This window comes from Variovorax sp. 3319 (genome assembly GCF_031456585.1).
GTDB classification, from domain to species: Bacteria; Pseudomonadota; Gammaproteobacteria; order Burkholderiales; family Burkholderiaceae_C; genus Variovorax; species Variovorax paradoxus_P.
Map to the genome: position 1 here is coordinate 26,656 of NZ_JAVDUZ010000011.1, position 22,830 is coordinate 49,485.

Genomic DNA, 22,830 nt, shown 5'->3' on the forward strand with positions numbered 1-22,830 from the left:
GGCATGCGACTGCTCGACCTTCCTTCCGCTTCATCTCCACCCCTGCAGCCCGGCCCGGTGCCACGCGTGCGCAACGGCGCCGAGGCGCTGCTCGATGCGCTGGTCGAGTGCGGCGTAGACACGCTTTTTGGCTACCCCGGCGGCGCTGCGCTGCCGCTGTACGACGCGCTTCATGGCGAACCGCGGCTGCGCCATGTGCTGGTGCGGCACGAGCAGGCGGCGGTGCATGCGGCAGAAGGCTATGCGCGCACCACGGGGCGCGTGGGCGTGGTGCTCGTCACTTCAGGGCCGGGCGTGGGCAACACCATCAGCGGCCTGCTCGACGCTATCAGCGACTCGGTTCCGCTGCTGTGCATCAGCGGCCAGGTGGCAACCGGCGTGATCGGCACGCAGGCCTTCCAGGAGAGCGATGCGCTCGGCATGTCCCGCCCCGTAACCAAGTGGAACCAGCAGGTGCGCAATGCCGACGATATGCCGGGGCTGGTGCGGCGCGCGCTCGAAATTGCTGCATCGGGGAGGCCGGGGCCGGTGCTGCTCGATGTGCCCAAGGATGTTCAGCTTGCACGGCTGGGCCATGGCACCACACCCGCGCCGATGCGTGCGCTGCGCACGGGGAGGGCTGCACTGCCGCCCCGCGCCATGCTGCAGCGCGCGGCCGACCTGATTTCGACGGCGCGCCGACCGGTGCTCTATGGCGGCGGTGGGTTGATCAATTCGGGCCCTGCCGCGTGCGAAGCCTTCGCACAGCTGGTGCACCGGCTGCACGCGCCTTGCACGCTCACGCTCATGGGGCTTGGCGCCTTTCCTGCGTCCGACCCGAAGTTCATCGGCATGCTGGGCATGCACGGCATGCTCGAGGCCAATCTTGCAATGCATGAGGCCGACCTGGTGGTGTGCGTAGGTGCGCGCTTCGACGACCGCGTAACCGGCAAACTCGACGAGTTTTGCCCGCATGCACGCAAGATCCATATCGACATCGACCCCGGCAGCATCAACAAGGTGGTGAAGGTCGACGTGCCCATGGTGGGCGACTGCGGCGCCATCGTCGATGCGTTGCTTGTCATGCTGCCGGCTGAAAGCTTTGCGCCCGAACGGCTCGCGCCATGGTGGCAGCGCATAGAACGCTGGCGTGCGCAAGATTGCCTTGGCTTCGAGCAGCGCGGCGATGCAATCTTGCCGCAGCAGCTGATGGCGTCGCTGCAGCAAGCCATTGGCGGGCGCAATGCCATCGTGTCGACCGACGTGGGCCAGCACCAGATGTGGGCTGCGCAGTATTTGCGCTTCGAGCAGCCGCGCCGCTGGCTCACATCGGGCGGCGCCGGCACCATGGGCTACGGGTTGCCGGCGGCCATTGGCGCGCAGGTGACGCACCCCGAGGCGCTGGTTGTTTGCGTGAGCGGCGATGCCTCGGTGCTCATGAACATCCAGGAGCTTTCAACCGCCGTGCAGCACCGCACGCCGGTAAAGCTGGTGCTGTGCAACAACGGCTACATGGGCATGGTGCGCCAGTGGCAAGAGCTCAACCACGGCAACCGGCTGAGCCACAGCTGGAACGAGGCGCTGCCCGACTTCGTGGCGCTGGCCAAGGCGTTCGGCTGGGGTGCGCGCCGGGTGTCGGAGCCGGCCGAGCTTGAGGCCGCGCTGGCCGAATGCCTGCAGAGCGATGGGCCTTTCTTTCTCGACGTGCAGGTTGCGCCGCAGGAGAACTGCTTTCCGATGATGCCGGCGGGGCACGGGCACCACCGCGTCATGCTCGCAAAAGACCGCTGGTTCGAGGAGCCCCGCCATCTTCAGGAGTGGCCGTCCACCCGCATCTGAAAGAGAAAGTACGGTGGAATGCACGCGCCCCGGCCTTCGGGCTGGCCTTCTGCCTGCGCGCAGATGAAGTCGTCGCGGCAGGGCTGCTGCGCCGAGCAGCTGCGCAGGTTGCCGGGCCGCGTGTGCTTGCCCAGGCATTCCCCAAACGGCCGGTTCGCAGCCAGGCACTGGTTGAAGTCGCTGAGGATGGCGATGCCGCCGCAGGTGCCGTTCTTGTCGTTTGCATTGCACGGGCCCGAACACATGCCGCCCGGAAAACCGACCGAGGTTTTTTCGCAGACGGAGAGGGCGCCTTCGCAGGCGATGCGCGGCAGTTTCTCTGCGCGGTCGAGCCATGGGTTGGCCGACTGCGTGATGCGAGCGGGCTCGCAGCTTGCACCGACAGGGGCTTCTTTCATGGCGCCGTTCACTTCGCCGGTCATCGCGCCGTTCACCGCGCTGTTGCCGTCGTCCGGCTCGGCCAGCGGGCGGAACGGATCGGGCTGCGGTGTTGAAAGCGCCGCATGCACATAGCGGCCGCGTCGCAAGAGTTCGTCTTGCAGATGCGGCGAGTGCGGCAGCGCGAGCGCATTGCCCGCGGTGAAGGTGCGCGATACCCCGCGCCGGTCGATGCCCAGCAAATGAAAGCCCGCAACCGCACGGCTCTGGTGGCAGCCCGCGCAGCTGAGATCGTCGAGCCGGCGCAGCACCGCTTGCGGCGACTGGAGCGTGCGGCTCGCGGGCACGGCCTGCCACTCGCTGGCTGAAAAGACCTGTGCGAACGGGCGGTTTGCCAGCCGCTCCAAGCCGCGCGGCGCAACCGAGACCGCTTCGGTCGCCAGGAACTTGTCTGGCAGTTGCAGCGTGGCGTCGTCCAGCGCGCGCATGGCCGCGGGCTGCTGCAGCCACTGCCGCAGTTCGTTGCGCAACGGGGCGTTGGCCTTCAGCCGCGCGACGTCGGGCGTGTTTTCGAGCGGGGCCGGTTCGAAGCGTTGTGCGCGTTCGTTCCAGCGAAAGGCGCGCAGCATGTATTCCGCGTGGCCGCCAAGATCGGGCCGCACGGCGGAGGGCCAGCGCACGCTCTGCAGGTTGGTGGTGACCTGCGCAATGCGTGCGGGCGCCAGGCGTTGCGGTGCCAGCGGGCCGTCTGCCGATACCAGCCAGCGGCCCAGCGCTTCGTCCGTCATCGAAGGCTGTGGCGGTTGCCAGCGCCGCGCGGTAGCGGCGCAACTGCCGCTTGCATCGGGCGCATCGCCGCGCAGCTCGACGTTGACGGTCATCGGCAGGCGAGACTGCATTGCGGGCGTGCGGTAGGCAAGCCGGTAAACAAGCCGCGTCTCACCGCAGGCGCCGTGCTGGAAAGGCCTGCGGTCCATGCGGTTGGCAACGCCAACGAGTTCGAAAAACGCATTGGGGCTTGCAAGCCAGCGTGCATCGAACAGCCGATGCGGGTAGCGCGAAATGCCGACGCCGGCCTGCCTGTCGCTGCGCTGGATGCGCGCGAGGCTTTCGCCCAGCGGGCGCGCAATGGATTGCCAGGCCGGCAAATGCATCAACACATGGTTGGCCGCAATGCCATCGGGCGAAGCAGCCGCCTCGCCGAACCAGTGCGAAAAGCCGGCACCGGATTTTTCGGCGGCCTGCAACGCGGCTGGTGAAGTGACCAGGAGCAGCGGCTCGGCCGCCTGCGCAGTGCAGGTGGTGAAGGCGAGGGCGAGGGCCAATGCGGCCGAGGCGAGGAACCCGAAGCCCGTGAATCCAGCAAGCATTGAGGACTTAGTTCGCATTTTTTAGTTGGTTTATCGAGGCGTGCGCATTTTTATATATAGACGGTGCGCGATTTTTACGGACTGGCGCCAGCGTCATCTTTAGATTCTCAGGTCAGGTTGGAATTTTGTTAACGCATGCGAAAGGCGCATGCCTCCCGTCCAAATCCAACCCAAATGCTTTCGCCATCAGAAAGCGATTGATTGTGAGAATTAATATGCAAATTGCCGTTTTAGATCCAACCCTTCGATCCAGAGAACTTGCCCGGCGCGCCATCTGCAGGCTGGGCCATGTGCCCGTTACCTTTGAAAGCCTGGACCAACTGCGCCAGCATGGCGAACAGGTCTCGGGCTTTGGCGTGCTGCTGGTCGCCTGCCCAAGAGACCCGGCCGTGTTTCAGCCGCTCATCGCCGAAGTGCGTGGGCTCCTGGGGCACCAGGTGCCCCTCATTCTCGTTGTGTCCAAGAGCCAGTTCCGCGTGATATCGGTTCTGCATGCCGATGCTTTTTCTGCCGTGGAGCATGCGCCTGCTACGTTCGAAGACACCTACCGGCTTCTCGAATCCGATCTGCTGCGCCGCCGCATGCCCATTGCGCCGCGAGTGCTCAGGTGGCAGGGCTACCGCTTCATCATGGACGAGGGCGTCGCCGAGTTGGACGGCGAGCCCGTCAAGCTGCGGCCCCGCGAGTTCGACCTTGGGTTCGCAGGCCACCGGCGGCGACGGCGAAACGATTGCCATCGGCGCAAGAACGAAGGCCCCGCAGTTCCGCAGCTTGGGCATCGGCGCCCGCGCGCAGGCGAATGCGGTGCAGAGCATTGCGATTGGTGCGCTGGCGCAGTCCGACGGCACGGATGCGATTGCGCTGGGCAGCGGAGCAAAAGCCTCGGGTGCCAACAGCATCAGCATTGGCACCGGCAACCAGGTCACTGGAGCGCGCTCAGGTGCCATCGGCGACCCCAGCTTCATCAGCGCCGATGACAGCTATGCCATCGGCAACAACAACGCCATTGCCGTGGGGGCCAACCAGAGCTTTGTGCTCGGCAACAACGTCAGCGTTACCAACTCCAACAACGTGGTCCTCGGCAACAACAGCGCCGACAAGGCCGCCGTGCAGGTCAATAGCGCCTCCATTCCGGGTGTGGTTGCCACACTCAATGCGGACGGCACCACCAGCTACACCGCCGGCCCTGCCATTACCTATAGCGGCTTTGCGGGCACCGCGGTTGGCGTGGTCAGCGTGGGCGCAGTGGGCGCCGAGCGACAGATCGTCAATGTGGCGCCTGGTGCCATCACCGCCACCAGCACCGATGCGATCAACGGCAGCCAGCTGTACTCGGTGACCAGTGCGGTCAACGCCATCAGCGGCAGCATCACCAACATCGTCAACAACGCGCAAACGCATTACTACAGCGTGAACGACGGCGGCACGCAGCAGGGCAACTATGCCAACGATGGCGCCACCGGCGCCAATTCGCTGGCCGCGGGTGCGGGTGCCAGTTCCGCGGGTGTCAATGCTGTAGCGGTTGGCCGCTCGGCCACCGCCAGTGCCGCCAACAGCGTGGCCGTGGGCTCCAACGCCAACGCCTCTGTTGCCAACAGCGTGGCCCTGGGCAACGACTCGACCACCGCCGCGGCAACGCCCACATCGAGCGTGACCCTCCTGGGCACCACCTACAACTTTGCGGGCACGGCTCCGGTGGGAGTGGTGAGCGTGGGCAGTGCGGGTGCCGAGCGGCAGATCACCAATGTGGCGGCGGGCCAGATCAGCGCCACCAGCACGGACGCGATCAACGGCAGCCAGCTCTACGCGACGAATCTGGCCATCAACAACATTACGACCGGCGGCACCGGCATCAAGTACTTCCACGCCAACTCGGCCGCGGCCGATTCGCAGGCCGTAGGTGCCGAAAGCGTGGCCATCGGGCCGCAGGCCGTGTCGCAAGGCGCGGGCTCGATTGCGGTGGGCAACGGCTCGGTGGCCACGGCCGCCAACGGCGTGGCGCTGGGCGCGGGGGCCACGGCCGACCGCGCTGGCATGGCGGGCGGCAAGGAGCTGTTCTCCAATGAGGTGGTCGGTTCCACGCAAGGCGCGGTGTCGGTGGGCAGCGCGGGCAACGAACGGCAGATCACCAACGTGGCGGGCGGTACGCAAGCCACCGACGCCGTGAACGTGCGCCAGTTGCAGTCGGTGAAGGCCGGCAGCGTGCAGTACGACACCAACGTCGACGGTACGACCAACTACAACAACGTGACCCTCGGCAACAACACGGGCCCGACGACCATTCACAACGTGGCGCCCGGCGTGGCCGGCACCGACGCGGCCAACGTGAATCAGGTGAACCAGGCGGCGGCGGCATCCACCGCCTACACCGATTCGCGCGTCAACCAGCTGCGCGGCGACATCAAGGCAACGGCAAAGGACGCGAGCGCCGGCACGGCGGGCGCCATGGCCATGGCGGGCATGCCGCAGGCCTATCTCCCGGGCAAGAGCATGTTGTCCGCTGGCGTGGGCAGCTACGGCGGCCAGGGCGCGGTGGCAATCGGCATGTCCAAGCTGTCGGACAACGGCCGCTGGGTCGTCAAGTTTGCCGGCTCGGCCGATTCGCGCGGCAAGGTCGGCATGTCGGCCGGCGCGGGCTTCCATTGGTAAGCCGACCCGCACAACAAACAGAAATCACAAGATCATCATCATGAAAACGAATTTTCATCGCTTCTCGGCCGTCGCAGTGGGGGCTGCGGCCCTGCTGGTGCTCCAGGCCTGCGGTACATCCACCGTGAGCAAGGGCATTTCCGACGAAGGCAAGGCCACCGAAGTGGTCTTCCCCGACATGGACAAGGACGCCTGGCTGAAGGAGGGCACGTTCCCCAACCTGGCCAATCTGCGCACTGTGGCCCCGGGCGTTACCAAAGACCAGCTGTACGACCTGATCGGCCGCCCGCACTTTCGCGAAGGCATGGCGGGCCCGCGCGAGTGGGACTACATCTTTCACTTTCGCAAGCCCGGCGTCGGTGTAACCACCTGCCAGTACAAGGCGATCTTCGACAAGGACTACAAGGCGCAAACCTTCCATTGGCTCCCGGCCGGTTGTGGCGACGTGCTGGCGGTGGCGCAGCCGCAGCCGGCACCCGCGGCTGCACCGGTGCCGCCCCCAGTGCGCAAGGTCACCCTCGGCGCCGACGGCCTGTTCCGCTTCGATGGCGGCGGCGCTGCCGACCTGATGCCTGAAGGCCGGCGCAAGGTCGAGGCGCTTGCGAAGGACATCAAGGGCAACGTCAGGTCGCTGAGCGCAATTCGCGTCACGGGCCACACGGACCGCCTGGGCAGCGACTCGTACAACGATGCGCTCTCCCAACAACGGGCCAACACGGTACGCGACCTGCTGGTGCAGCAAGGAATCGACGGCAGGTTGGTTCGCACGCAGGGCATGGGCAAGCGCCAGCCGGTGGCCGAGTGCCCGGGCGCGCACAAGACGCCAGAACTGGTGAGCTGCCTGCAGCCCAACAGGCGCGTGGACATCGAGGTTTCCGGAGAACAGTAAACCGTGAAGCACGACGATGACCAAGGCTGTCGAATTGCCATCGTCGATTCAGCCGCCAAAACGAGAGAGCGCCTGCGTCGTGCGGCTCGAAGGCTAGGGTATCTGCCCGTCACTTTCGAGAGCACGGCCGAACTGCTGCATGAGTGCGGCAGTTCGGGTGCGATGTTCAGGGCGGTGCTGCTGGTGTGCCCGAAAGGGCCCCAGTTGGCGAAGTCGGTCATTGCGCAGTTGCGCAACTGGTTCGGAACCCATATGCCGATGGTCTTGTGCACAACCAAGCGCCAGGTTCCGTTTGTGGCGGGACTGGACGGGGCATCTTCCGACGCCGTGGCGATAACTCCCACCACCTTTCAGGGTGCCTACAGCCTGCTGGAGTCGTTCTCTTTTCAGCACGGTTTCTTCGTGCCGGACCCCGTGCTCGAGTGTGGCGCCTACCGCCTCTTTCTTGCCTCGGGAAAGGTCGAGGTTGCCGGCAACGAGGTGAAGCTCGCGCCCATCGAGCTCGACCTTGCCGTAGAGCTCTTTCGCAACATCGACAGGCAACTCAATCGCGAGTGGCTTCGGGCGATGGTTTGGGAAAAAGGCTTTACCGAGCAATCCAGATCGCTCGACACCAGCATGTCGGGCGTCCGGCACAAGCTCGGCCTGCACACGGGCGAGCACGGGTTAAGGCTGCATTCGATACGCGGAACCGGCTACCAGTTAAGCGGCGCCGCCTGGGCGCTCTAGCAATCGGCGGATGCAGTTTGCACCACGCATTAAACAGGAAAGCAATATGCTGAAAGTTGTAGAGAGGTTCAGTCGTGCAATGGATCTGCCGATCCTTGTTGGAGAAGACTGCAAATACATTCCGGTGATTGCTGCCTTCCGGTGCATGCCGAGCGAGGACATCGACAACTGGCTCGTTGCCGACGGAAAGCCGCGAAGCGACCGCGACCTGGCCGCCGAAATCCTGCTCGAGGTGAAGGGCGTGCCCAGTGCCGATGGAATGCTTCCGGGGCGGCACTACAGCGTGCTCGAAGTTCTTGAGCTTGGACGCGCAGCGGCGCTGGTAATGTCGATGTTCCTGGCAGAGCTACCCCGACCTGCACAGGCTCAAAAAATCTAGGAATAAGTTCGGATTGCAAATCGTGAAAGTGGGCTCACAATGCTGCTAGGCCCACGCCATCATGGATGCAAAAGCTCCCGCCGTCCTGCGCATTGACACCGATGCCGTGCCAGCGCGCGACAAATTTGCGTTCTGGGCCGAAGAAATGGGCGCCAAGCGCGGCTTTGTAACTTACGACAGCCCCGAGCGCGACACCTTCCATCAAGAACTTTCAGTCGTCGATCTGAACGGCGTTGTCTTCATGCGTACTCGAGGAAGCCCCCTCGAGATCTACCGCACGCTACCCGCGCAAATCCAGAACGCGGACGAGTACCCTTTTCACCTTTTGCTCAAGCTGAACAACGGCTTCAGCACCAGCGAGCAGCAAGGCCGAAGCGCGACCATCGGCATCAACGACATGTTGATCATCGACTCGAATGAAGCCATGCGGCTGTGCTCGCACCACGGTACCGATGCGTGGATCATCGGCCTCTCGCGAGCGCTCGTGAAGCGATGGCTGCCGGACGCGCGGAATGCTTCGGCCGTTGTGCTCAGGGGCGACAACGGCTGGACCCGCATGCTGGCAAGCTACCTGCGCGCCATGAGCCTGGAGCATTTGAAGGGCATCACCAGCCCGTTCGAGCGCGAAATGCTTGGCGAGCATGTGTTGTCGATGCTGTCGATGGCGCTCGCGCAAAACAAGCTTGTGCATGACCCCGAATGGGTGTCGGCGCGCGACCGCGCACTGCACTCGCGCATGCGGCTATGGATACGCGACCACTATGCCGATCCGGAGATCAGCGCAGCCAAGCTGGCCGCAGACACCAATGTTTCGGTGCGCTATGTGCACAAGGCTTTTGCAAGCGCCGGACAAGGCACAACCTTTCTGGACGCAGTGCGGCACGAGCGCATGGCAGCCGCCATGCGCATGCTGCGAACCTCCAGGTTCTCGAGCACGCACATCTCGCAAATTGCCTATAGCTGCGGCTTTACGGATCCTGCCTACTTCGGGCTGGTGTTTCGCAAGTACCACGGGTTTGCGCCTGGTGCATTCGCAAAGATGCATTGTCCGGACCAAGACCCAGAGGAGTAATGCGTACAGAAGAGTGTGCGTAATTTCCGGCTTCGAGAACCTTTGTGTCTCTCGCCTTTCCTCATCCAGGTCATGCCTTGGGTAAGGTCGATGGAAGGCAGCAATGTCGTTGCTCTATTCCTCGAAAGCCATCTTAATGTTCGATTCACTTATCAAAGAAGTTGCCACCCGTTTGCATTTGAACGAAGAGCGGGCGCTCCCCGTTGTTCAACTGGTTCTCGCATACATCACCAACAAGGAGGCGGGTGGAGTAACCGGCTTTGTCCAGAAGTTCAAGGACGCAGGTCTCGGTTCGATCATTCAATCCTGGGTAGGTAGCGACGCGGCGCACGCTCACGAAATCTCTGAAGGGCAGGTTCAGCAGGTGCTCGGTGGCCCCACCGGGCTGCTGCGTTTGCTGACCTCCAGGTTTGGCTTCAACAGCCAGGTCGGTTCTTCGATGCTTGCGTTCCTGATGCCACGGCTGATCGGCAGCCTTGCGACGAACGGCAGCCTGCCAAGCGTCGTGCCCTCCGAAATTGCCAGCTTCGTTGGCGATGCCAGGAACTGGCTCACCGCCACTGCAGGCGGCGCCATCGGTTACTCGACCCAAGCCACGAAAGCAGTCTCCGCAAAACCCACCGGCAATAGCCTGATGAAGTGGCTGCCGGTCTTGCTGCTGGCGGGCGTGGTGGTTTTTCTTCTGAGCTATTGCGGCAAGAAGCCCGTGATCGTCCAGGCATCGCCCAGCGCCGCCGCGGCCGCGACGAACACAACCGGCGTTGCAGCCGCGAGTGATTCAACCCCGGCTTTCCCAACTGGCGCCGGAGTGCTGCTGGCAATGATCGACGGAACGCCTGCGTTGAAGGTCTACTTCGAAAACGGAAAGGACGGTGTCTCGCCCGAATTCGCGGAGCGTGCAAAGCCTCTGGCCGACTACCTCAAGGAGCACAGCGAGGTAAAGGCTGCGATCTCCGGCTACAACGACGCAACGGGCGATGCCGTAATCAACGCCGAGTTGTCCAAGAGGCGTGCCCAGGCTGTCGCCGATGCGCTGAAGGCCCTTGGCGCACCCGAGTCGAGCATGGTGCTCGAAAAGCCCCTGAATCCGATTGGCACGGGCGACACCAACGCTGAATCGCGCCGTGTGGAAGTGATCTTGCGCAAGTAGGTTCCAGGCCGGCCATGGGGCGTGACACATTGTCACGCTCCTGGAACATCGGCGGCGCGGGGCGCGCGCAAAGCAAGGGCGCCGCCCTGTGGGCGCATGGGCGGAACGGCCCTTGCTATGACAAGCGGGTCCATGACCTTGTCCCGCCGCCCAAACCCGCCCATGACCTCCGCCGACTTTGCCGTTGCTCCGCGGCATGACCTGAGTCTTCGCAAGGTGAGCGTGAGTGCTCCCGGGCGCCTGCACCTCGGTTTTCTCGATCCCTCCGGTTCATTGGGGCGTTCATTCGGCAGCCTCGGGGTGGTCATCGACGGCTTCACCACAGAAGTCGAACTTGCGGCGTCCGAGCTGGACCGGCTCACAGGCGATACGCCGGCCGCCCAGGCAGAACTCGAACGGGCCGCAGCCCACCTCGAACGGCTCAGGCAGCGCAGCGGGCGCCGTGCGCCGCTCTCGTTGAGGCTGCGCCAGGTGTTGCCGGCGCACGCGGGCTTTGGGTCGGGCACGCAGCTGGCGTCGGCCATAGGGCGCGCCTTTGCCGAGTGGCACGGCCTCGACCTGGATACGGTAACGCTGGCGCATTGGCTCGGACGCGGGTTGCGCTCGGGCATTGGAATCGCGGGCTTCGATATCGGCGGCCTGCTGCTCGACGGCGGCCCCGGACCCGATGGCTTGCCTGCGCCGCTCCTGTCGCGCATTGCTTTTCCACCAGAGTGGCGCATCGTCGTCGTGCAAGACCCCGGGCATTGCGGCCTTTCGGGCGGCGAAGAGAAAAAAGCCATTGCGGCCTTGCCGCCGCTCCCGCAGGCGGCCGCAGCAGAAATTTGCCACCAGGTGTTGATGCGCGTCTTGCCCGCCGCCGCAACTGCGGAGTTTGCGCCGTTTGCCGCGGGCATCAACCGCATGCAGCAATTGCTGGGCGAGCACTTTGCGCCAGCGCAGGGCGGCGTCTTCACCAGCGCAGCCGTCGCGCGGCTGATGCAATGGTTTGCAGATGCAAGCCGGGCGGGCGGCGCTGCCATCGGCCAAAGCTCGTGGGGGCCGACCGGCTTTGCCATCGTGCCCTCGGAAGCACAGGCACAGCTGCTTGTGGATGCCGCGCGGGCCTCCGGGCGCGCGGGGCCGCAACTCGAACTGCACATTGTCTCGGGCCGCAACAGCGGCGCCGTGGTGCAGGACCGCATTGCGCAGCCGCGCGCCTGTTGAATTCAACGCACCGTCATTCCCCCCCCCACACACACCAACACCAGGCAGGCCCACATGGAACGTCCCCGCATTCTTCACATGTTCACCCCCGGCGCGCAGATGAGCCCGTTCGACATCAACATGGCGGCGGACGCGGGCTACCAGATCATCGTGCCTTACTGCGGCGTGGCCCTCGACCGCATCACGGGGCTGACGCAGGACACCATTTTTTCGCGTGGCCCCAAGGGTGTTGCGCGCACAGGCATCTTCATTGGCGGGCGCGACGCCCAGTTGGCCGCCGACATGCTCGAACGCGCAAGAACCTCGATGGTCAAGCCCTTCGTCGTCTCGCTCATGGCCGACCCGAGCGGCGCCTACACCACCGCGGCGGCCATGGTGGCGTGTGTCGAGGCTGCGTTGAAGCGCCACCATGCCCAGGGCCTCGAAGGCCAGCGCGTGGTGATCCTCGGCGGTACGGGCCCGGTGGGGCGCGTGGCCGGCGTCATTGCAGCGCAAGCCGGCGCCGATGTGTACCTGTCCAGCCGCAACGGCATCGACGCGGCGCAAGAAGCCGCGGACGAAACGGGTAGCCGCTTCGGCGTGAAGCTGCACGGCCTTTCAGGAGGCGACCCCGATGCCGTGCGCCGTTCCATCGCCGATGCCGATGTTCTGCTGGCCTGCGCCGCCGCAGGGGTGCAGGTGGTGTCGAGCGAGGCGCTCGCTGCCGCAACGCGGCTTAAGGTTGCAGCCGACGTGAACGCGGTGCCTCCCGAAGGCATTGCCGGTGTCGGTGTGATGGACGACGCCAAGCCGCTGGCGGGCACGCAAGCGGTGGGCATCGGCGCGCTTGCCGTGGGCAACGTCAAGTACCAGACGCAGCATCGGCTGCTGGTGCAGATGTGCGAGGCCGAGAAAGCGCAGGTGCTGAGCTTTGCCGAGGCGTTTGCGGTGGCCCGCGCGTTCCTGGTGGAGCAGGCCGAGAAGGCCGAGAAGGCCGGCAAGTCGTCTTGACGAGCGAACTCGGCCGCGAAATGCAGACCATCGCCGTCGCAGCCATCTCCGCACGCGCCATGGCAGAGACTGCCGCGAGCGACGGCTTCAACGTGGTCGCGCTTGACCTGTTCGGCGATGCCGACACGCGCCGTGCTGCATCGCGCTGGTTGCCAATCGGCACGCCGGGCACCTTGCGCATCGACACGGCAAGCACGTTGGCCGCGTTGCGCAAGCTGGCCGCAGAACGCGAGAGCGGCGAACCCGTGGTGGGCTGGATTGCAGGCAGTGGTTTCGAAGGCGAGCCAGGCTTGCTGGAGCAGGGTGCGGCCGTGCTGCCGCTGATCGGCACTGCGCCCGGGGCAGTGCGCCGCCTGCGCGATCCGGCTGCGTTCTTCGGCTTTCTCACGGCGCGCGTCATCGCTTACCCGCAGGTGCTGCTCGAGCCTCCCGATGACCCGACCGGGTGGTTGATAAAAGACGCGCACGGCTGCGGCGGATGGCATGTTCGCCACGCGCCCCGGTCGGTGGAAGAGCCGCTGTCTTCGCACCACTATTTTCAGCGCGAGATGCCGGGTGTGCCGATGTCCGCGACCTTCATTGCCAACGGACATGAGGTTCAGGTGCTCGGCTTCAATGAAATGACCGTGCGGCGTTTTGGCGCGCGGCCTTTCGTGTTCTGCGGTGCTGTCGGGCCGGTGCCTGTGCCCGAGAACATTGCGATGCGCGTGACCGGGGTCGCCCGTGCGTTGACCGCGGAGTTTGAATTGCGCGGCCTGTGCAGCCTCGACTTCATGCGCGACGGCGACGCCATCGGCGTGCTCGAAGTCAATCCGCGTCCGCCAGCCAGCATGAGCCTTTACCGCCGCCAGGAGGGCGCAGCTGGCTTGATGCAGGCACACCTGCGCGCCTGCCTCCATGGTGAGTTGCCTGCCGTGCTCCCCCCAATGCAACACGTGGAAGGTATCGAGATTGTCTTTGCCCGGCGGCCGATGCAACTCGACGCGGCCGCGGCGCGGCTGCTCGCGCAATGGCCGGGCATCCACGACATTCCCGCCGCCGGCCAGCGCTTCGATATCGACGACCCCTTGTGCACCCTTACCGCGAGCGGCACCGGCGCGAACGAGGTGCGCGCCCGCCTCGGCGAGGGCCGGGAGAGCTTGCTGCAATCACTGGAGATATTGGCATGAGCAACACACCACCGCCGGGCGCCGCCGAGGGCGGCCTGAGCGTCAACCTGATGGCGCGGCCCATGGTCGAACGCCTGCTGCACGACGCCGATGCGCTCGGCCTGCAAGTGCGCCGCGACGAGAGCGGCGTGCACATCGTCGATGCCGGCATTGCGGCGCCGGGCACGGTCGAGGCCGGCTTGCGCATCGGTGAAATCTGCATGGGCGGTCTCGGGCATGTCGGCCTGCGCAGCGGCAGCCACGCAGAAGGCTGGCCCACATGGCTGGACGTGCGCAGCTCGCAGCCCGTGCTGGCATGCCTCGGCAGCCAGTACGCCGGATGGAGCCTTTCGGCAACCAAGGAAGAAACCGGCGGCAAGAAGTTCTTTTCGCTCGGCTCCGGCCCGGCACGCGCGCTCGCGGTAAAAGAAAAACTCTTTGCCGAACTGAACTACCGCGACCACGCCAACTGCGGCGTGCTGGTGCTCGAGGTCGACCGCCCGCCGCCGAGAATCGTCATCGACAAACTGCTGCGTGATTGCAACCTGGCTGCGGAAGCACTCACGTTGATTCTCACGCCCACCACGAGCCTTGCAGGCACCACGCAGGTGGTAGCGCGGGTACTCGAGGTGGCATTGCACAAGTCGCACGAACTGGGTTTTGCGCTTGCCAACATCGTCGATGGGGCGGGCACCGCGCCGCTGCCTTCGCCCACTGCCGATGGCGTCGAGGCGATGGGGCGCACCAACGATTCCATTCTTTACGGCGGCCGCGTGCACCTCACGGTTCGTGGCGAGGACCAGGCTGCACGCGAGTTGGCCCGCGCATTGCCTTCTCGCAACTCGCGCGACCACGGCCGTTCGTTCGCACACATCTTCAAGGAGGTCGAGTACGACTTCTACAAGATCGACGGCGCGTTGTTCGCACCCGCCGAAGTGTGGGTGAGCAACATCGACAGCGGCAACACATGGCACGGCGGTGCACCCGATATGGCACTGCTGCAGCGCCTGTGGCTGCAGGAAGCATGAGGGTGGCCCGATGACCACGCGCATTGCCATCATGACGGACGAGATCGGCTGGCACACCCGCCAGCTGCAAGCCGCCTTGCGCGCACGCGGTGCGGTCGGCCGCTGCGTCGATCTTGCCGACTGCAGCATCGACACCACCGCCGCCTGGCACGGCCTTGTCGTTCCCGGCTATGGCCGCGAGCTGCCAGACGCTGTGCTGGTGCGGGGCATTGCCGGCGGGAGCTTCGAGCAGGTGACCAAGCGCCTGGGCGTGCTGCATGCGCTGCGCGAGCTGGGCGTGCCGGTCTACAACGATGCGCGTGCCATCGAGCGTTCGGTCGACAAGTCGATGACCAGCCTGCTGCTGCATGCCGCGCGTATTCCCGCGCCAGCCACATGGGCCACAGAATCCGCCGCGCAGGCAAGGCGCATTGCCATGCGCGAAACGGCCGCGGGACACGCGCTTGTGCTCAAGCCCTTGTTCGGTTCCCAGGGCAAAGACCTGCAGCTTGTGGGCGAGGTAGACGGCGTGCACCACCCCATGCCCGACATCGACAAGCGTTATGCGGGCCTCGCGTATCTGCAGCGCTTCGTTCCGCCGCTGGGCTCGCCCGGCTTCGACTGGCGCGTGCTCGTTGTGGGCGGGCGCGCCGTCACCGCGATGCGGCGCGTCAGCACGCACTGGGTTCACAACGTGGCCCAAGGCGCACGCTGCGAGCCGGCTGACCTGGAGCCCGCACTTGCCCAAATGGCCGAAGGCGCGGCGTATGCGCTCGACATGGACTATGCGGGCGTAGACCTCATCGCCGCCGCCAGCGGGCCGAAGATCCAGGTGCTGGAGGTGAACGGCGTGGCCGCCTGGCAGGGGCTGCAGCGGGTCACCGGGTTCAACATCGCCCGCGCCATCGTCGACGACCTGCTCGATCGCAAGATGGCGCAGACCCGCAGCCGCGCGCAAGATAGCCTGCCCCCGGAGCGCCGCGCCTGATGAACGCCCGGCAGGCGGCCATCGAACGCGCGCGCACCTGCTTTCTGCGCGCCTGCTGGCTCGATGTTGCAGTGCGCAAACCGGGCAACGTCAGCCGTGATTCGCCGGGCCACCGCATGCAGGCCTCGATGTTCATCGATAGTGCCAAAGCTGCGGCGGGCCCGCTGTTCGCGCCTGGGCTGCGTGTAGGCGAACGCATCGAATCCGCTGTAGAGGCCACTTGGGCGGTGGCGGGGAGCAACACCAACCTCGGCATTCTGTTGCTGTGCGCACCCGTTGCGCTGGCTGTGGAGCAGAACCCCGCCGCGGCAACGCCGGCTGCGCTGCGAGCCGCCGTGGAGTCGGTGCTGGCCACCCTCGACATCGACGATGCCCGCGCGGCCTACCGGGCCATCGCGCGCGCCCACCCGGGCGGCCTGGGAAGCGCGCCGGAAGAAGACGTGCACGACGCTCCCACAGTGGACTTGCGCGCAGCCATGGCACTTGCGGCCGACCGCGACCTGATCGCGCGCCAGTACCGCGACGGCTTCGCGGACCTGTTCGCGCTGGCGTTCCAGGTGCCGGTGTACCAGGCCGGTCCGGGCAACCCGCCGGCCGATGTCGAAGCGCCCCCGGACCCAGCCACTGTGGCTTCTGTCCAACGGCTCTACCTGGCCTGCCTGGGCGCATTTCCCGATTCACACATTGTTCGAAAACACGGCTGGCGCGTGGCACAGACTGTCATGGCGGCGGCGCAGGCCTGGCGCGAGCGTGCCGGCGAAGGGGCAGCGCTCGATGCAGACCCGGAGTTTGCAGCGTGGGACGTTTCGCTCAAGGCTGCGGGCGTCAACCCGGGGACCAGCGCCGATTTCACCGTGGCGGCGCTGCTGCTATCGGGCTGGATCCGGTCGTGCGCGGCGCCCGCCCGCAGCCCATCGGGTGGATGGCACGGATCGTGATAACCATGGCATTGCGCTGGTCGTTCTGACCGGTGTCGTAATGACCCTAACCACCTTGGACCTCTAAGAGGAGACCCGAAACCATGGCAAAAATAGATCGACTGATGGTGGGCGAATCGCTCGTCGGCGACGGCAACGAAGTAGCCCATATCGACCTGATCATCGGACCGCGCGGAAGCGCCGCCGAGACCGCCTTCGCCAACGCGTTGACGAACAACAAGGACGGCTTCACCTCGCTGCTCGCAGTGGTGGCGCCCAACCTGCTGACCAAGCCGGCCACCGTGATGTTCAACAAAGTGACCATCAAGGGCGCCAAACAGGCGGTGCAGATGTTCGGTCCGGCGCAGCGCGCGGTGGCCCTGGCGGTGGCCGACAGCGTCGAGGACGGCACCATTCCCATGGCCGAGGCGGACAACCTGTTCATCTGCGTCGGTGTGTTCATCCACTGGCTTGCCGACGACGACAAGAAGATCCAGGACTACAACTATCAGGCTACGCGCGAAGCCATTCAACGCGCTGTGGCAGGCTCGCCGACAGCGGCCGAAGTGGTCGACAAGAAGGGCACCACGGCGCACCCGTTCGCCGCGCACCTTTGAAGACCTGAAAGAAAGAAGCCGACGCGTGAACCGGGTCGGCTTCGTTTTTGTTGCCCGGCCCGGGCCGGTCCGGCTCAACGTTTGGCAGGCACCATGCCGCTGGCAAGAAACTTCAACACTGTTGCACTGTGGGTCGGCTTGAAGGCGCGGTGTGTTGCGGCATGGCGTTCGATCTGCACGCCCACCGCCTGGACATCGTCGAACTTGCGCGGCTTCACAACCTTGACCCGCACCCAGCTGGCATTGAACTCGTCGATGAGTATGTCGGCGATGGCCTCTGCAAAGGCCTCCAGCAGCTGCAGGCGGTGTTCCGCCATCAGGCGCAGCAGCCGCTCGCGGACCACGCCGTAGTCGATGGTGTCGCCAATGCGGTCTGTGTCGCAGGCGCGTGCGCGGAGCAGGCCGGCGTGCACGTCTATCACCAGCGGCTGCGCATGATGCAGCTCCGATTCATGAATGCCGATGACCGTATTGCCGTGAAAGCCCTCGATGAAGATCAGGTCCATGGGCGCTGCACCCGCAGGTGCGGGGGTGTCGGAAGGGCTCAGGCTGGTGATCAAGCGATGTCTCCGGTGGATTCGAATGTGTTTGAAAGTGTGTCTGCAGGCGGGCCGATGCCCCCGTGCAGGATTCATCAACGCAAAATGCAGGCCAGAGAGCGGATCCACTCCGGCGTACCTTTCACTGCTTGGTGTTTCACCCGGTGTGCGGCAAGTCGGCAAGTACAACAATGGACCGACCAAGGAGACACGATGGAACGCGCTGGAGACATCCAATGACATTGACGCTGCGACAGGGCGACAGGCACGCCGACCGAGTGCTCGACGTGGTCAGGCGGGGCTTTCACGAAGAGGGCAACGACCTGGTCACCCGCTCCTGGAGCCGTTGCCTCAACCAGTACCAGCTCGATCCGGGCCGTCCGCGCGAACCGGTAGTCATTGCGTCTTCGGCCCTGCAGAGCAGGCGCAACCAGCATGCAGACGTCATCGAATGCGCACGCTACGAGATGACCACGCTCTACCAGCAGTTGGCAGATGCGGAGTCTGCCGTGGTGCTGACCGATACCGACGGCGTCATCGTGCACATGGTGTCGTCGCCCGAGTTTGCCGCCGAGGCCGAGCCCATGGGGCTGCGCGCAGGCGGCATGTGGGGCGAGGCCGAAGCCGGTACCAACGGCATGGGCACCTGCCTTGCGGCCGCGCACCCTATCTCCGTGCGGCGCGAAGAACATTTCTTCAGCCAGTTCACCCAGCTCACGTGTTCGGCGGTGCCGGTGTTCGATCCGTCCGGCGAGATCATTGCCGTGCTCGACGTGACCAGCCGCTCCAGCCTCATGCAGCAGCACGTGCTCGTGCTGCTTGGCATGACCGCACGCATGATCGAGAACCGGCTCATCGACAAGCGCTTCTCCAATGCGCACCCGCTGCACTTCCACAGCCGGCCGGAGTTCGTCTACACGCTGCATGAGGGCAAGCTCGCAGTTGGCGACGACGGGCGCATTCTTGCGGCCAACCGCAGCGCGCTCTTTCAGCTTGGCGTGCAGACGATGGACGAGATCCGCACGCAGCGCATCGACGACCTGTTCCAGACCTCGCTCGAAGACATCGTGCAGCGCAGTCTTTCTTCTTCATTCCATCCGGTGGTGGCGTACAGGGCCAACGCGGCGCTGCGCTTCTTTGCGGTGGCGCGGCGACCGGCATCCGACGCGGCCACACCGGCGCGCGCGCGTGCAGCCGGTGCAATAGCCGCGCCCATGGCTATCGAAGCGGGTGCCGAGGCCTTTCGTGCGCCTTTGCGAACCGTTGCACCACGCACCCCGGGCATTCGCACCTTCAAGGATGCGCGGCTCGTTGCCCACCTGGACACCGCGCGGCGCGTGGTCGCACGCCGCACGCCTGTGCTGCTGTGCGGCGAAACGGGCTCGGGCAAAGAGGTTTTTGCGCGCGCCATCCACGAGACCAGCCCGCATGCCGATGGTGCTTTCGTCGCCGTCAACTGCGCAAGCCTGCCCGAGACGCTGATCGAATCGGAGCTCTTCGGCTACAAGGCCGGCGCCTTCACCGGTGCGCAGCGCAGCGGCCGGCGCGGCAAGATTCTGCAAGCCGACGGCGGCACGCTGTTTCTCGACGAAATTGCCGACATGCCGCTGGAGTTGCAGGCCCGCCTGCTGCGCGTGCTCGACGAGCGGCAGGTAACGCCGCTGGGCACTGAAGAAACGCATCCGGTCGACTTTCAGCTCGTGAGCGCAAGCCACCAGCACTTGCCAAGCCTGGTGCGAGAAGGGCGCTTTCGCGAAGACCTGTATTACCGGCTCGCGGGCATCGAGCTCGACCTGCCTGCGCTGCGCGACCGCACCGACAAGCGCGAGCTGATCCACGACGTGCTGAAGGACGAGGGCGGCAGCGATTGCAGGCTTGGCGAAGACGCCGAGCGCGCGCTCATGGCGTATCCGTGGCCCGGCAACCTGCGCCAGTTGCGCCACGTGCTGCGCAGCGCGGCCGCACTCGCCGACGGCAAGACCATCACGCGCGAGCACCTGCCTTCGCTGGCTGCAAGGCCAGTGCCTTCGTCCGCTTCGGTCTACGCATTGCCCGCGGCTGCCGAGCCGGCAGAGGCACAAGGCGAAGCGGCGGCTTGCGATGCAGCCCCGGCCGTCAAACTGAATCCGATCCAGGCCAACGAGCGGCAAGTGCTGCTGCAAATGCTCGAGCAGCATCGCTGGAACGTGAGCAACGTGGCCAAGGCGCTCGATGTCAGCCGCAACACCTTGTACCGAAAACTCCACAAGCTTCACATCGAGATCTCTCCACCCGATTGAGCCCGCGGGCTTGCCACACATGATGAACGGAGGGGAACAGGGTAGGGGCAGCATCGATCCGCGCGGCGCCAGCCTTGCAACGGACGACGACGAGCTGCCGTTGCCCGCCTCGCCGCCGCGCTCGCGGCTGGCCTGGTGCATTACCGGCTCGGGCCACTTTCTCGAGGAATCGCTGGCGCTTGCAGAGCGGTTGCCTTCGGTAGACCTGTTTCTTTCCGCCGCGGCAGAAGAAGTGCTGCCCATCTACAAGCTGCACATCGAGGCGCTGAAGTCGCGCTTTCGGGTGTTCCGCGACAAGACGGCCAGCGGCGTGCCCGTGGGCATGCTCTACGACGACATCTATCACACCGTGGTGGTGGCGCCAGCCACCAGCAACACGGTGGCCAAGTGCGCATTCGGCATCAGCGACTCGCTGCCGACCAACATGTTTGCCCAGGCCGGCAAGCTCGGCATTCCTGGCATCGTGTTTGCATGCGACACAGAACCGGTGGTGGTGACCAAGTCTCCGCATGACTGGGTCACGCTGCGTCCAAGGCGCATCGAACTGGACAACGTGGAGCGGCTGCGCGGCATCGATTTTTGCCAGGTGGTCTCGTCGCCGGCCGAACTTGAAGCCGTGCTCGATGCACGCATGAAGGAACTCTCTCTCGCATGGAACACATCGTCTTCCTGACCGGGCGCCTCGCCCAAGCCAGCCTCACGCGGGTGCTGGCCGGCATAGAGGCGGCACCGTTCACATGGGAAGTGCGGGAGATCGGGTTGCAGGTTGCGGCGCTGATGACGGCCGACATGATCCGCCGCCGTGTTGCGGCACCGGTGGTGACCGAGGCGGAAGGCGAGGGCGCCGCCGCGCGCCGCGCCGACCGCATCATGGTGCCGGGCCGCTGCCGCGGCGACGTCGAGGCCCTGAGCCAATACTTCGGCGTGCCGGTGGAGCGCGGGCCGCAAGAGCTGAAGGACTTGCCGCGCCATTTCAACCGCAGTGCGCGCGCCGTCGACCTGACCGAATACGAGGTCGCGATCTTTGCCGAGATCGTCGATGCGCCGCGGCTCACGGTGGCGCAGATCGTCGACCGGGCCCGGCAGCTTGCGGCCGACGGTGCCAACGTGATCGACCTGGGCTGCCTGCCCGAGACGCGCTTCGACCACCTGGCTGAAAGCGTGCAGGCGCTGAAGGCCGCGGGCTTTCAGGTGAGCGTCGATTCGAGCGACCCTAAAGAGCTGCTGCTGGGCGGCAAGGCGGGTGCCGACTATCTGCTGAGCCTGACGCTCGACACGCTGTGGATTGCCGACGAAGTGGCTGCAACCCCGGTGCTGATACCGCGCGTGCCGGCTGACGAACAATCGCTGTACGAAGCGGTGGCGCAAATGCAGCAGCGTGGCCGGGCATTTCTCGCCGATTCGATTCTCGACCCCATACCCTTCGGCCTGACAGCATCCATCGTGCGCTACCACCGGCTGCGCGAGCGCTTTCCGGATGTGCCGATCATGCTTGGCGTGGGCAACGTTACCGAGCTCACCGAGGCCGACACCAGCGGCATCAACGCGGTGCTGTTCGGCATTGCCGCCGAGCTGGACGTGGCGGCGGTGCTGACCACGCAGGTGAGCCAGCATGCGCGCCGCGCGGTCAGCGAGGCCGACTGGGCGCGCCGCATCATGCACGCCGCGGCGCGCAACGCCACGCTGCCCAAGGGCATGAGCGATGCATTGATGACGGTGCATGCCAAGCATCCGTTCCCCGATACGCCCGAAGAAATCGGCGAGATCGCCTCGCAGGTGCGCGACCCCAACTTTCGCGTGCAGATTTCGCCGCTGGGCCTGCACGTGTACAACCGCGACGGCTTGCGGCTGGGGCAGGGCGCCTTCGAGCTCTGGCCGCAACTCAAGCTGCAGGACGACGCCGATCATGCCTTCTACATGGGCGTGGAGCTCGCGCGCGCCGAGATCGCATGGCAGCTCGGCAAGCGCTATGTGCAAGACCAGCCGCTCGACTGGGGTTGCGCCGCGCCGCGGCCCACCGAAGACCTTGCCCGCTGGTGCGCGCCGGGTACCACCATGAAGGCATCGAGGAACAACGCGCAAGAGCCCGGTGCCGTAAGCACGGCCGCCGCGCCGTCACCCACATGAACGACCAGATCTTCGAAGCCGTGGTTACCACCGTTGCGCCCGGCGGCAAGCCGCATGTGGCGCCAATGGGCATCCGCTACCGCGAAGACGGCATCCTGCTGATGCCGTTCAAGCCATCGACCACGCACGACAACATCGTGTCCACCGGCCATGCGGTGCTCAACATCGTGTGCGACACGCGCGTGTTTGCAGGCTGCGTCACCGGCCGCAAGGTTTGGCCCATGCTGCCGGCCGAGCGCATCGAAGGCGTGCGGCTGGCCGCGGCGCTGCGGCACGTAGAGCTTGAACTGGCCGAGCAACGCGACGACGTGCAGCGGCCCGTGCTGCGCATGGTGGCCGTGCACGAGGCCACCCATGCGCCTTTTGTCGGCTTCAATCGCGCGCAGGCCGCGGTGATCGAAGGCGCCGTGCTGGTCAGCCGCCTGCACATGCTGCCCCCGGAGAAAGTGGAAACCGAAATGAACTACCTGCAGATTGCAATCGACAAGACCGCCGGCCCTGAAGAACACGAGGCCTGGCAGTGGCTGCGCGCCGCCGTCGCGCGGCACCGCAACGGCACGCCGGAGCGCGCATCGTGA

The 22,830-nt window shown here is 65.5% G+C and carries 21 protein-coding genes; 18 read left to right on the forward strand and 3 right to left on the reverse strand.

Going from position 1 to position 22,830, the window contains the following annotated elements:
• The first annotated feature begins 3 nt into the window (after nt 1-3).
• Nucleotides 4-1,818 carry a biosynthetic-type acetolactate synthase large subunit gene (gene ilvB / locus J2X67_RS21175; RefSeq protein WP_309956183.1) on the forward strand — a complete coding sequence of 605 codons (1,815 nt, stop codon included), beginning with the start codon at nt 4-6 and terminating at the stop codon, nt 1,816-1,818.
• Here ilvB and J2X67_RS21180 read toward each other — a convergent pair.
• Together J2X67_RS21180 and J2X67_RS21185 are read right to left on the reverse strand one after the other, a co-directional pair.
• On the reverse strand, nt 1,791-3,566 hold the full coding sequence (locus J2X67_RS21180; RefSeq protein ID WP_309956185.1) for a hypothetical protein: 1,776 nt from the start codon (nt 3,564-3,566) through the stop codon (nt 1,791-1,793). The genes ilvB and J2X67_RS21180 overlap by 28 nt on opposite strands.
• 230 nt (nt 3,567-3,796) lie before the next feature.
• Complete coding sequence (locus tag J2X67_RS21185; protein WP_309956187.1) at nt 3,797-4,303, reverse strand: hypothetical protein; 507 nt, start codon at nt 4,301-4,303, stop codon at nt 3,797-3,799.
• On the opposite strand from J2X67_RS21185, the gene J2X67_RS21190 reads away from it, so the two are divergent.
• From J2X67_RS21190 to fae, 13 genes are all read left to right on the forward strand, one after another.
• On the forward strand, nt 4,260-6,215 hold the full coding sequence (locus tag J2X67_RS21190) for a YadA-like family protein (RefSeq protein WP_309956188.1): 1,956 nt from the start codon (nt 4,260-4,262) through the stop codon (nt 6,213-6,215). The genes J2X67_RS21185 and J2X67_RS21190 overlap by 44 nt on opposite strands.
• A gap of 40 nt (nt 6,216-6,255) precedes the next feature.
• Nucleotides 6,256-7,104: an OmpA family protein gene (locus J2X67_RS21195; RefSeq protein WP_309956190.1), complete on the forward strand. Its 849-nt coding sequence runs from the start codon at nt 6,256-6,258 to the stop codon at nt 7,102-7,104.
• 3 nt (nt 7,105-7,107) lie between these two features.
• Nucleotides 7,108-7,833 carry a winged helix-turn-helix domain-containing protein gene (locus J2X67_RS21200; RefSeq protein WP_309956192.1) on the forward strand — a complete coding sequence of 242 codons (726 nt, stop codon included), beginning with the start codon at nt 7,108-7,110 and terminating at the stop codon, nt 7,831-7,833.
• A gap of 10 nt (nt 7,834-7,843) precedes the next feature.
• Nucleotides 7,844-8,212 (forward strand): hypothetical protein, encoded by a 369-nt coding sequence (locus tag J2X67_RS21205; protein ID WP_309956194.1) that lies wholly within the window; start codon nt 7,844-7,846, stop codon nt 8,210-8,212.
• 61 nt (nt 8,213-8,273) lie between these two features.
• Nucleotides 8,274-9,284 (forward strand): AraC family transcriptional regulator, encoded by a 1,011-nt coding sequence (locus J2X67_RS21210; RefSeq protein ID WP_309956196.1) that lies wholly within the window; start codon nt 8,274-8,276, stop codon nt 9,282-9,284.
• 103 nt (nt 9,285-9,387) lie between these two features.
• Nucleotides 9,388-10,434 (forward strand): OmpA family protein, encoded by a 1,047-nt coding sequence (locus tag J2X67_RS21215; protein ID WP_309956198.1) that lies wholly within the window; start codon nt 9,388-9,390, stop codon nt 10,432-10,434.
• A gap of 162 nt (nt 10,435-10,596) precedes the next feature.
• On the forward strand, nt 10,597-11,640 hold the full coding sequence (locus tag J2X67_RS21220; RefSeq protein ID WP_309956200.1) for a beta-ribofuranosylaminobenzene 5'-phosphate synthase family protein: 1,044 nt from the start codon (nt 10,597-10,599) through the stop codon (nt 11,638-11,640).
• A 54-nt stretch (nt 11,641-11,694) separates the two neighbouring features.
• Entirely contained in the window at nt 11,695-12,630 is a 936-nt protein-coding gene (locus J2X67_RS21225) for a methylenetetrahydromethanopterin dehydrogenase (RefSeq protein WP_309956203.1), read from the forward strand.
• Nucleotides 12,627-13,799 carry an ATP-grasp domain-containing protein gene (locus J2X67_RS21230; protein ID WP_309956205.1) on the forward strand — a complete coding sequence of 391 codons (1,173 nt, stop codon included), beginning with the start codon at nt 12,627-12,629 and terminating at the stop codon, nt 13,797-13,799. Before J2X67_RS21225 ends, J2X67_RS21230 begins: the two co-directional genes overlap by 4 nt.
• Nucleotides 13,796-14,806: a methenyltetrahydromethanopterin cyclohydrolase gene (mch, locus tag J2X67_RS21235; protein ID WP_309956208.1), complete on the forward strand. Its 1,011-nt coding sequence runs from the start codon at nt 13,796-13,798 to the stop codon at nt 14,804-14,806. The genes J2X67_RS21230 and mch overlap by 4 nt, the downstream gene beginning before the upstream one ends.
• A 10-nt stretch (nt 14,807-14,816) precedes the next feature.
• Nucleotides 14,817-15,773, forward strand: coding sequence for a RimK family alpha-L-glutamate ligase (locus tag J2X67_RS21240; RefSeq protein ID WP_309956210.1), 957 nt, complete (start codon nt 14,817-14,819; stop codon nt 15,771-15,773).
• A complete protein-coding gene (locus J2X67_RS21245; protein WP_309956212.1) occupies nt 15,773-16,711 on the forward strand; it encodes a triphosphoribosyl-dephospho-CoA synthase in 939 nt (312 codons plus the stop codon). Before J2X67_RS21240 ends, J2X67_RS21245 begins: the two co-directional genes overlap by 1 nt.
• An 83-nt stretch (nt 16,712-16,794) precedes the next feature.
• The gene (fae, locus tag J2X67_RS21250) at nt 16,795-17,307 is read left to right on the forward strand and encodes a formaldehyde-activating enzyme (protein ID WP_012748178.1); all 513 of its coding nucleotides are present in this window, start codon (nt 16,795-16,797) and stop codon (nt 17,305-17,307) included.
• A 74-nt stretch (nt 17,308-17,381) separates the two neighbouring features.
• Here fae and J2X67_RS21255 read toward each other — a convergent pair whose 3' ends face one another.
• Nucleotides 17,382-17,813, reverse strand: a complete 432-nt coding sequence (locus tag J2X67_RS21255) for a dihydroneopterin aldolase (protein WP_409050530.1) — start codon at nt 17,811-17,813, stop codon at nt 17,382-17,384.
• Between the two features lie 269 nt (nt 17,814-18,082).
• On the opposite strand from J2X67_RS21255, the gene J2X67_RS21260 reads away from it, so the two are divergent.
• Genes J2X67_RS21260 through J2X67_RS21275 form a run of 4 tightly spaced genes read left to right on the forward strand, consistent with a single transcriptional unit; the run spans nt 18,083 to nt 22,830 of the window.
• Nucleotides 18,083-20,125, forward strand: coding sequence for a sigma-54-dependent Fis family transcriptional regulator (locus J2X67_RS21260; protein WP_309956216.1), 2,043 nt, complete (start codon nt 18,083-18,085; stop codon nt 20,123-20,125).
• Nucleotides 20,126-20,144: 19 nt separating this feature from the next.
• Nucleotides 20,145-20,798: a flavoprotein gene (locus J2X67_RS21265; RefSeq protein ID WP_409050531.1), complete on the forward strand. Its 654-nt coding sequence runs from the start codon at nt 20,145-20,147 to the stop codon at nt 20,796-20,798.
• A complete protein-coding gene (locus J2X67_RS21270) occupies nt 20,777-22,252 on the forward strand; it encodes a DUF6513 domain-containing protein (RefSeq protein ID WP_309956220.1) in 1,476 nt (491 codons plus the stop codon). The genes J2X67_RS21265 and J2X67_RS21270 overlap by 22 nt, the downstream gene beginning before the upstream one ends.
• Nucleotides 22,249-22,830 (forward strand): DUF447 domain-containing protein, encoded by a 582-nt coding sequence (locus J2X67_RS21275; protein ID WP_309956222.1) that lies wholly within the window; start codon nt 22,249-22,251, stop codon nt 22,828-22,830. The genes J2X67_RS21270 and J2X67_RS21275 overlap by 4 nt, the downstream gene beginning before the upstream one ends.

Bases quoted from the DNA above. Each gene is read 5' to 3' on its own strand.
- ilvB (WP_309956183.1), top strand. From the start codon at position 4: ATGCGACTGCTCGACCTTCCTTCCGCTTCATCTCCACCCCTGCAGCCC.
- J2X67_RS21180 (WP_309956185.1), bottom strand. From the start codon at position 3,566: ATGCTTGCTGGATTCACGGGCTTCGGGTTCCTCGCCTCGGCCGCATTG.
- J2X67_RS21185 (WP_309956187.1), bottom strand. From the start codon at position 4,303: ATGGCAATCGTTTCGCCGTCGCCGCCGGTGGCCTGCGAACCCAAGGTC.
- J2X67_RS21195 (WP_309956190.1), top strand. From the start codon at position 6,256: ATGAAAACGAATTTTCATCGCTTCTCGGCCGTCGCAGTGGGGGCTGCG.
- J2X67_RS21205 (WP_309956194.1), top strand. From the start codon at position 7,844: ATGCAGTTTGCACCACGCATTAAACAGGAAAGCAATATGCTGAAAGTT.
- J2X67_RS21210 (WP_309956196.1), top strand. From the start codon at position 8,274: ATGGATGCAAAAGCTCCCGCCGTCCTGCGCATTGACACCGATGCCGTG.
- J2X67_RS21215 (WP_309956198.1), top strand. From the start codon at position 9,388: ATGTCGTTGCTCTATTCCTCGAAAGCCATCTTAATGTTCGATTCACTT.
- J2X67_RS21220 (WP_309956200.1), top strand. From the start codon at position 10,597: ATGACCTCCGCCGACTTTGCCGTTGCTCCGCGGCATGACCTGAGTCTT.
- J2X67_RS21225 (WP_309956203.1), top strand. From the start codon at position 11,695: ATGGAACGTCCCCGCATTCTTCACATGTTCACCCCCGGCGCGCAGATG.
- mch (WP_309956208.1), top strand. From the start codon at position 13,796: ATGAGCAACACACCACCGCCGGGCGCCGCCGAGGGCGGCCTGAGCGTC.
- J2X67_RS21240 (WP_309956210.1), top strand. From the start codon at position 14,817: ATGACCACGCGCATTGCCATCATGACGGACGAGATCGGCTGGCACACC.
- J2X67_RS21245 (WP_309956212.1), top strand. From the start codon at position 15,773: ATGAACGCCCGGCAGGCGGCCATCGAACGCGCGCGCACCTGCTTTCTG.
- fae (WP_012748178.1), top strand. From the start codon at position 16,795: ATGGCAAAAATAGATCGACTGATGGTGGGCGAATCGCTCGTCGGCGAC.
- J2X67_RS21255 (WP_409050530.1), bottom strand. From the start codon at position 17,813: ATGGACCTGATCTTCATCGAGGGCTTTCACGGCAATACGGTCATCGGC.
- J2X67_RS21260 (WP_309956216.1), top strand. From the start codon at position 18,083: ATGACATTGACGCTGCGACAGGGCGACAGGCACGCCGACCGAGTGCTC.
- J2X67_RS21265 (WP_409050531.1), top strand. From the start codon at position 20,145: ATGATGAACGGAGGGGAACAGGGTAGGGGCAGCATCGATCCGCGCGGC.
- J2X67_RS21270 (WP_309956220.1), top strand. From the start codon at position 20,777: ATGGAACACATCGTCTTCCTGACCGGGCGCCTCGCCCAAGCCAGCCTC.
- J2X67_RS21275 (WP_309956222.1), top strand. From the start codon at position 22,249: ATGAACGACCAGATCTTCGAAGCCGTGGTTACCACCGTTGCGCCCGGC.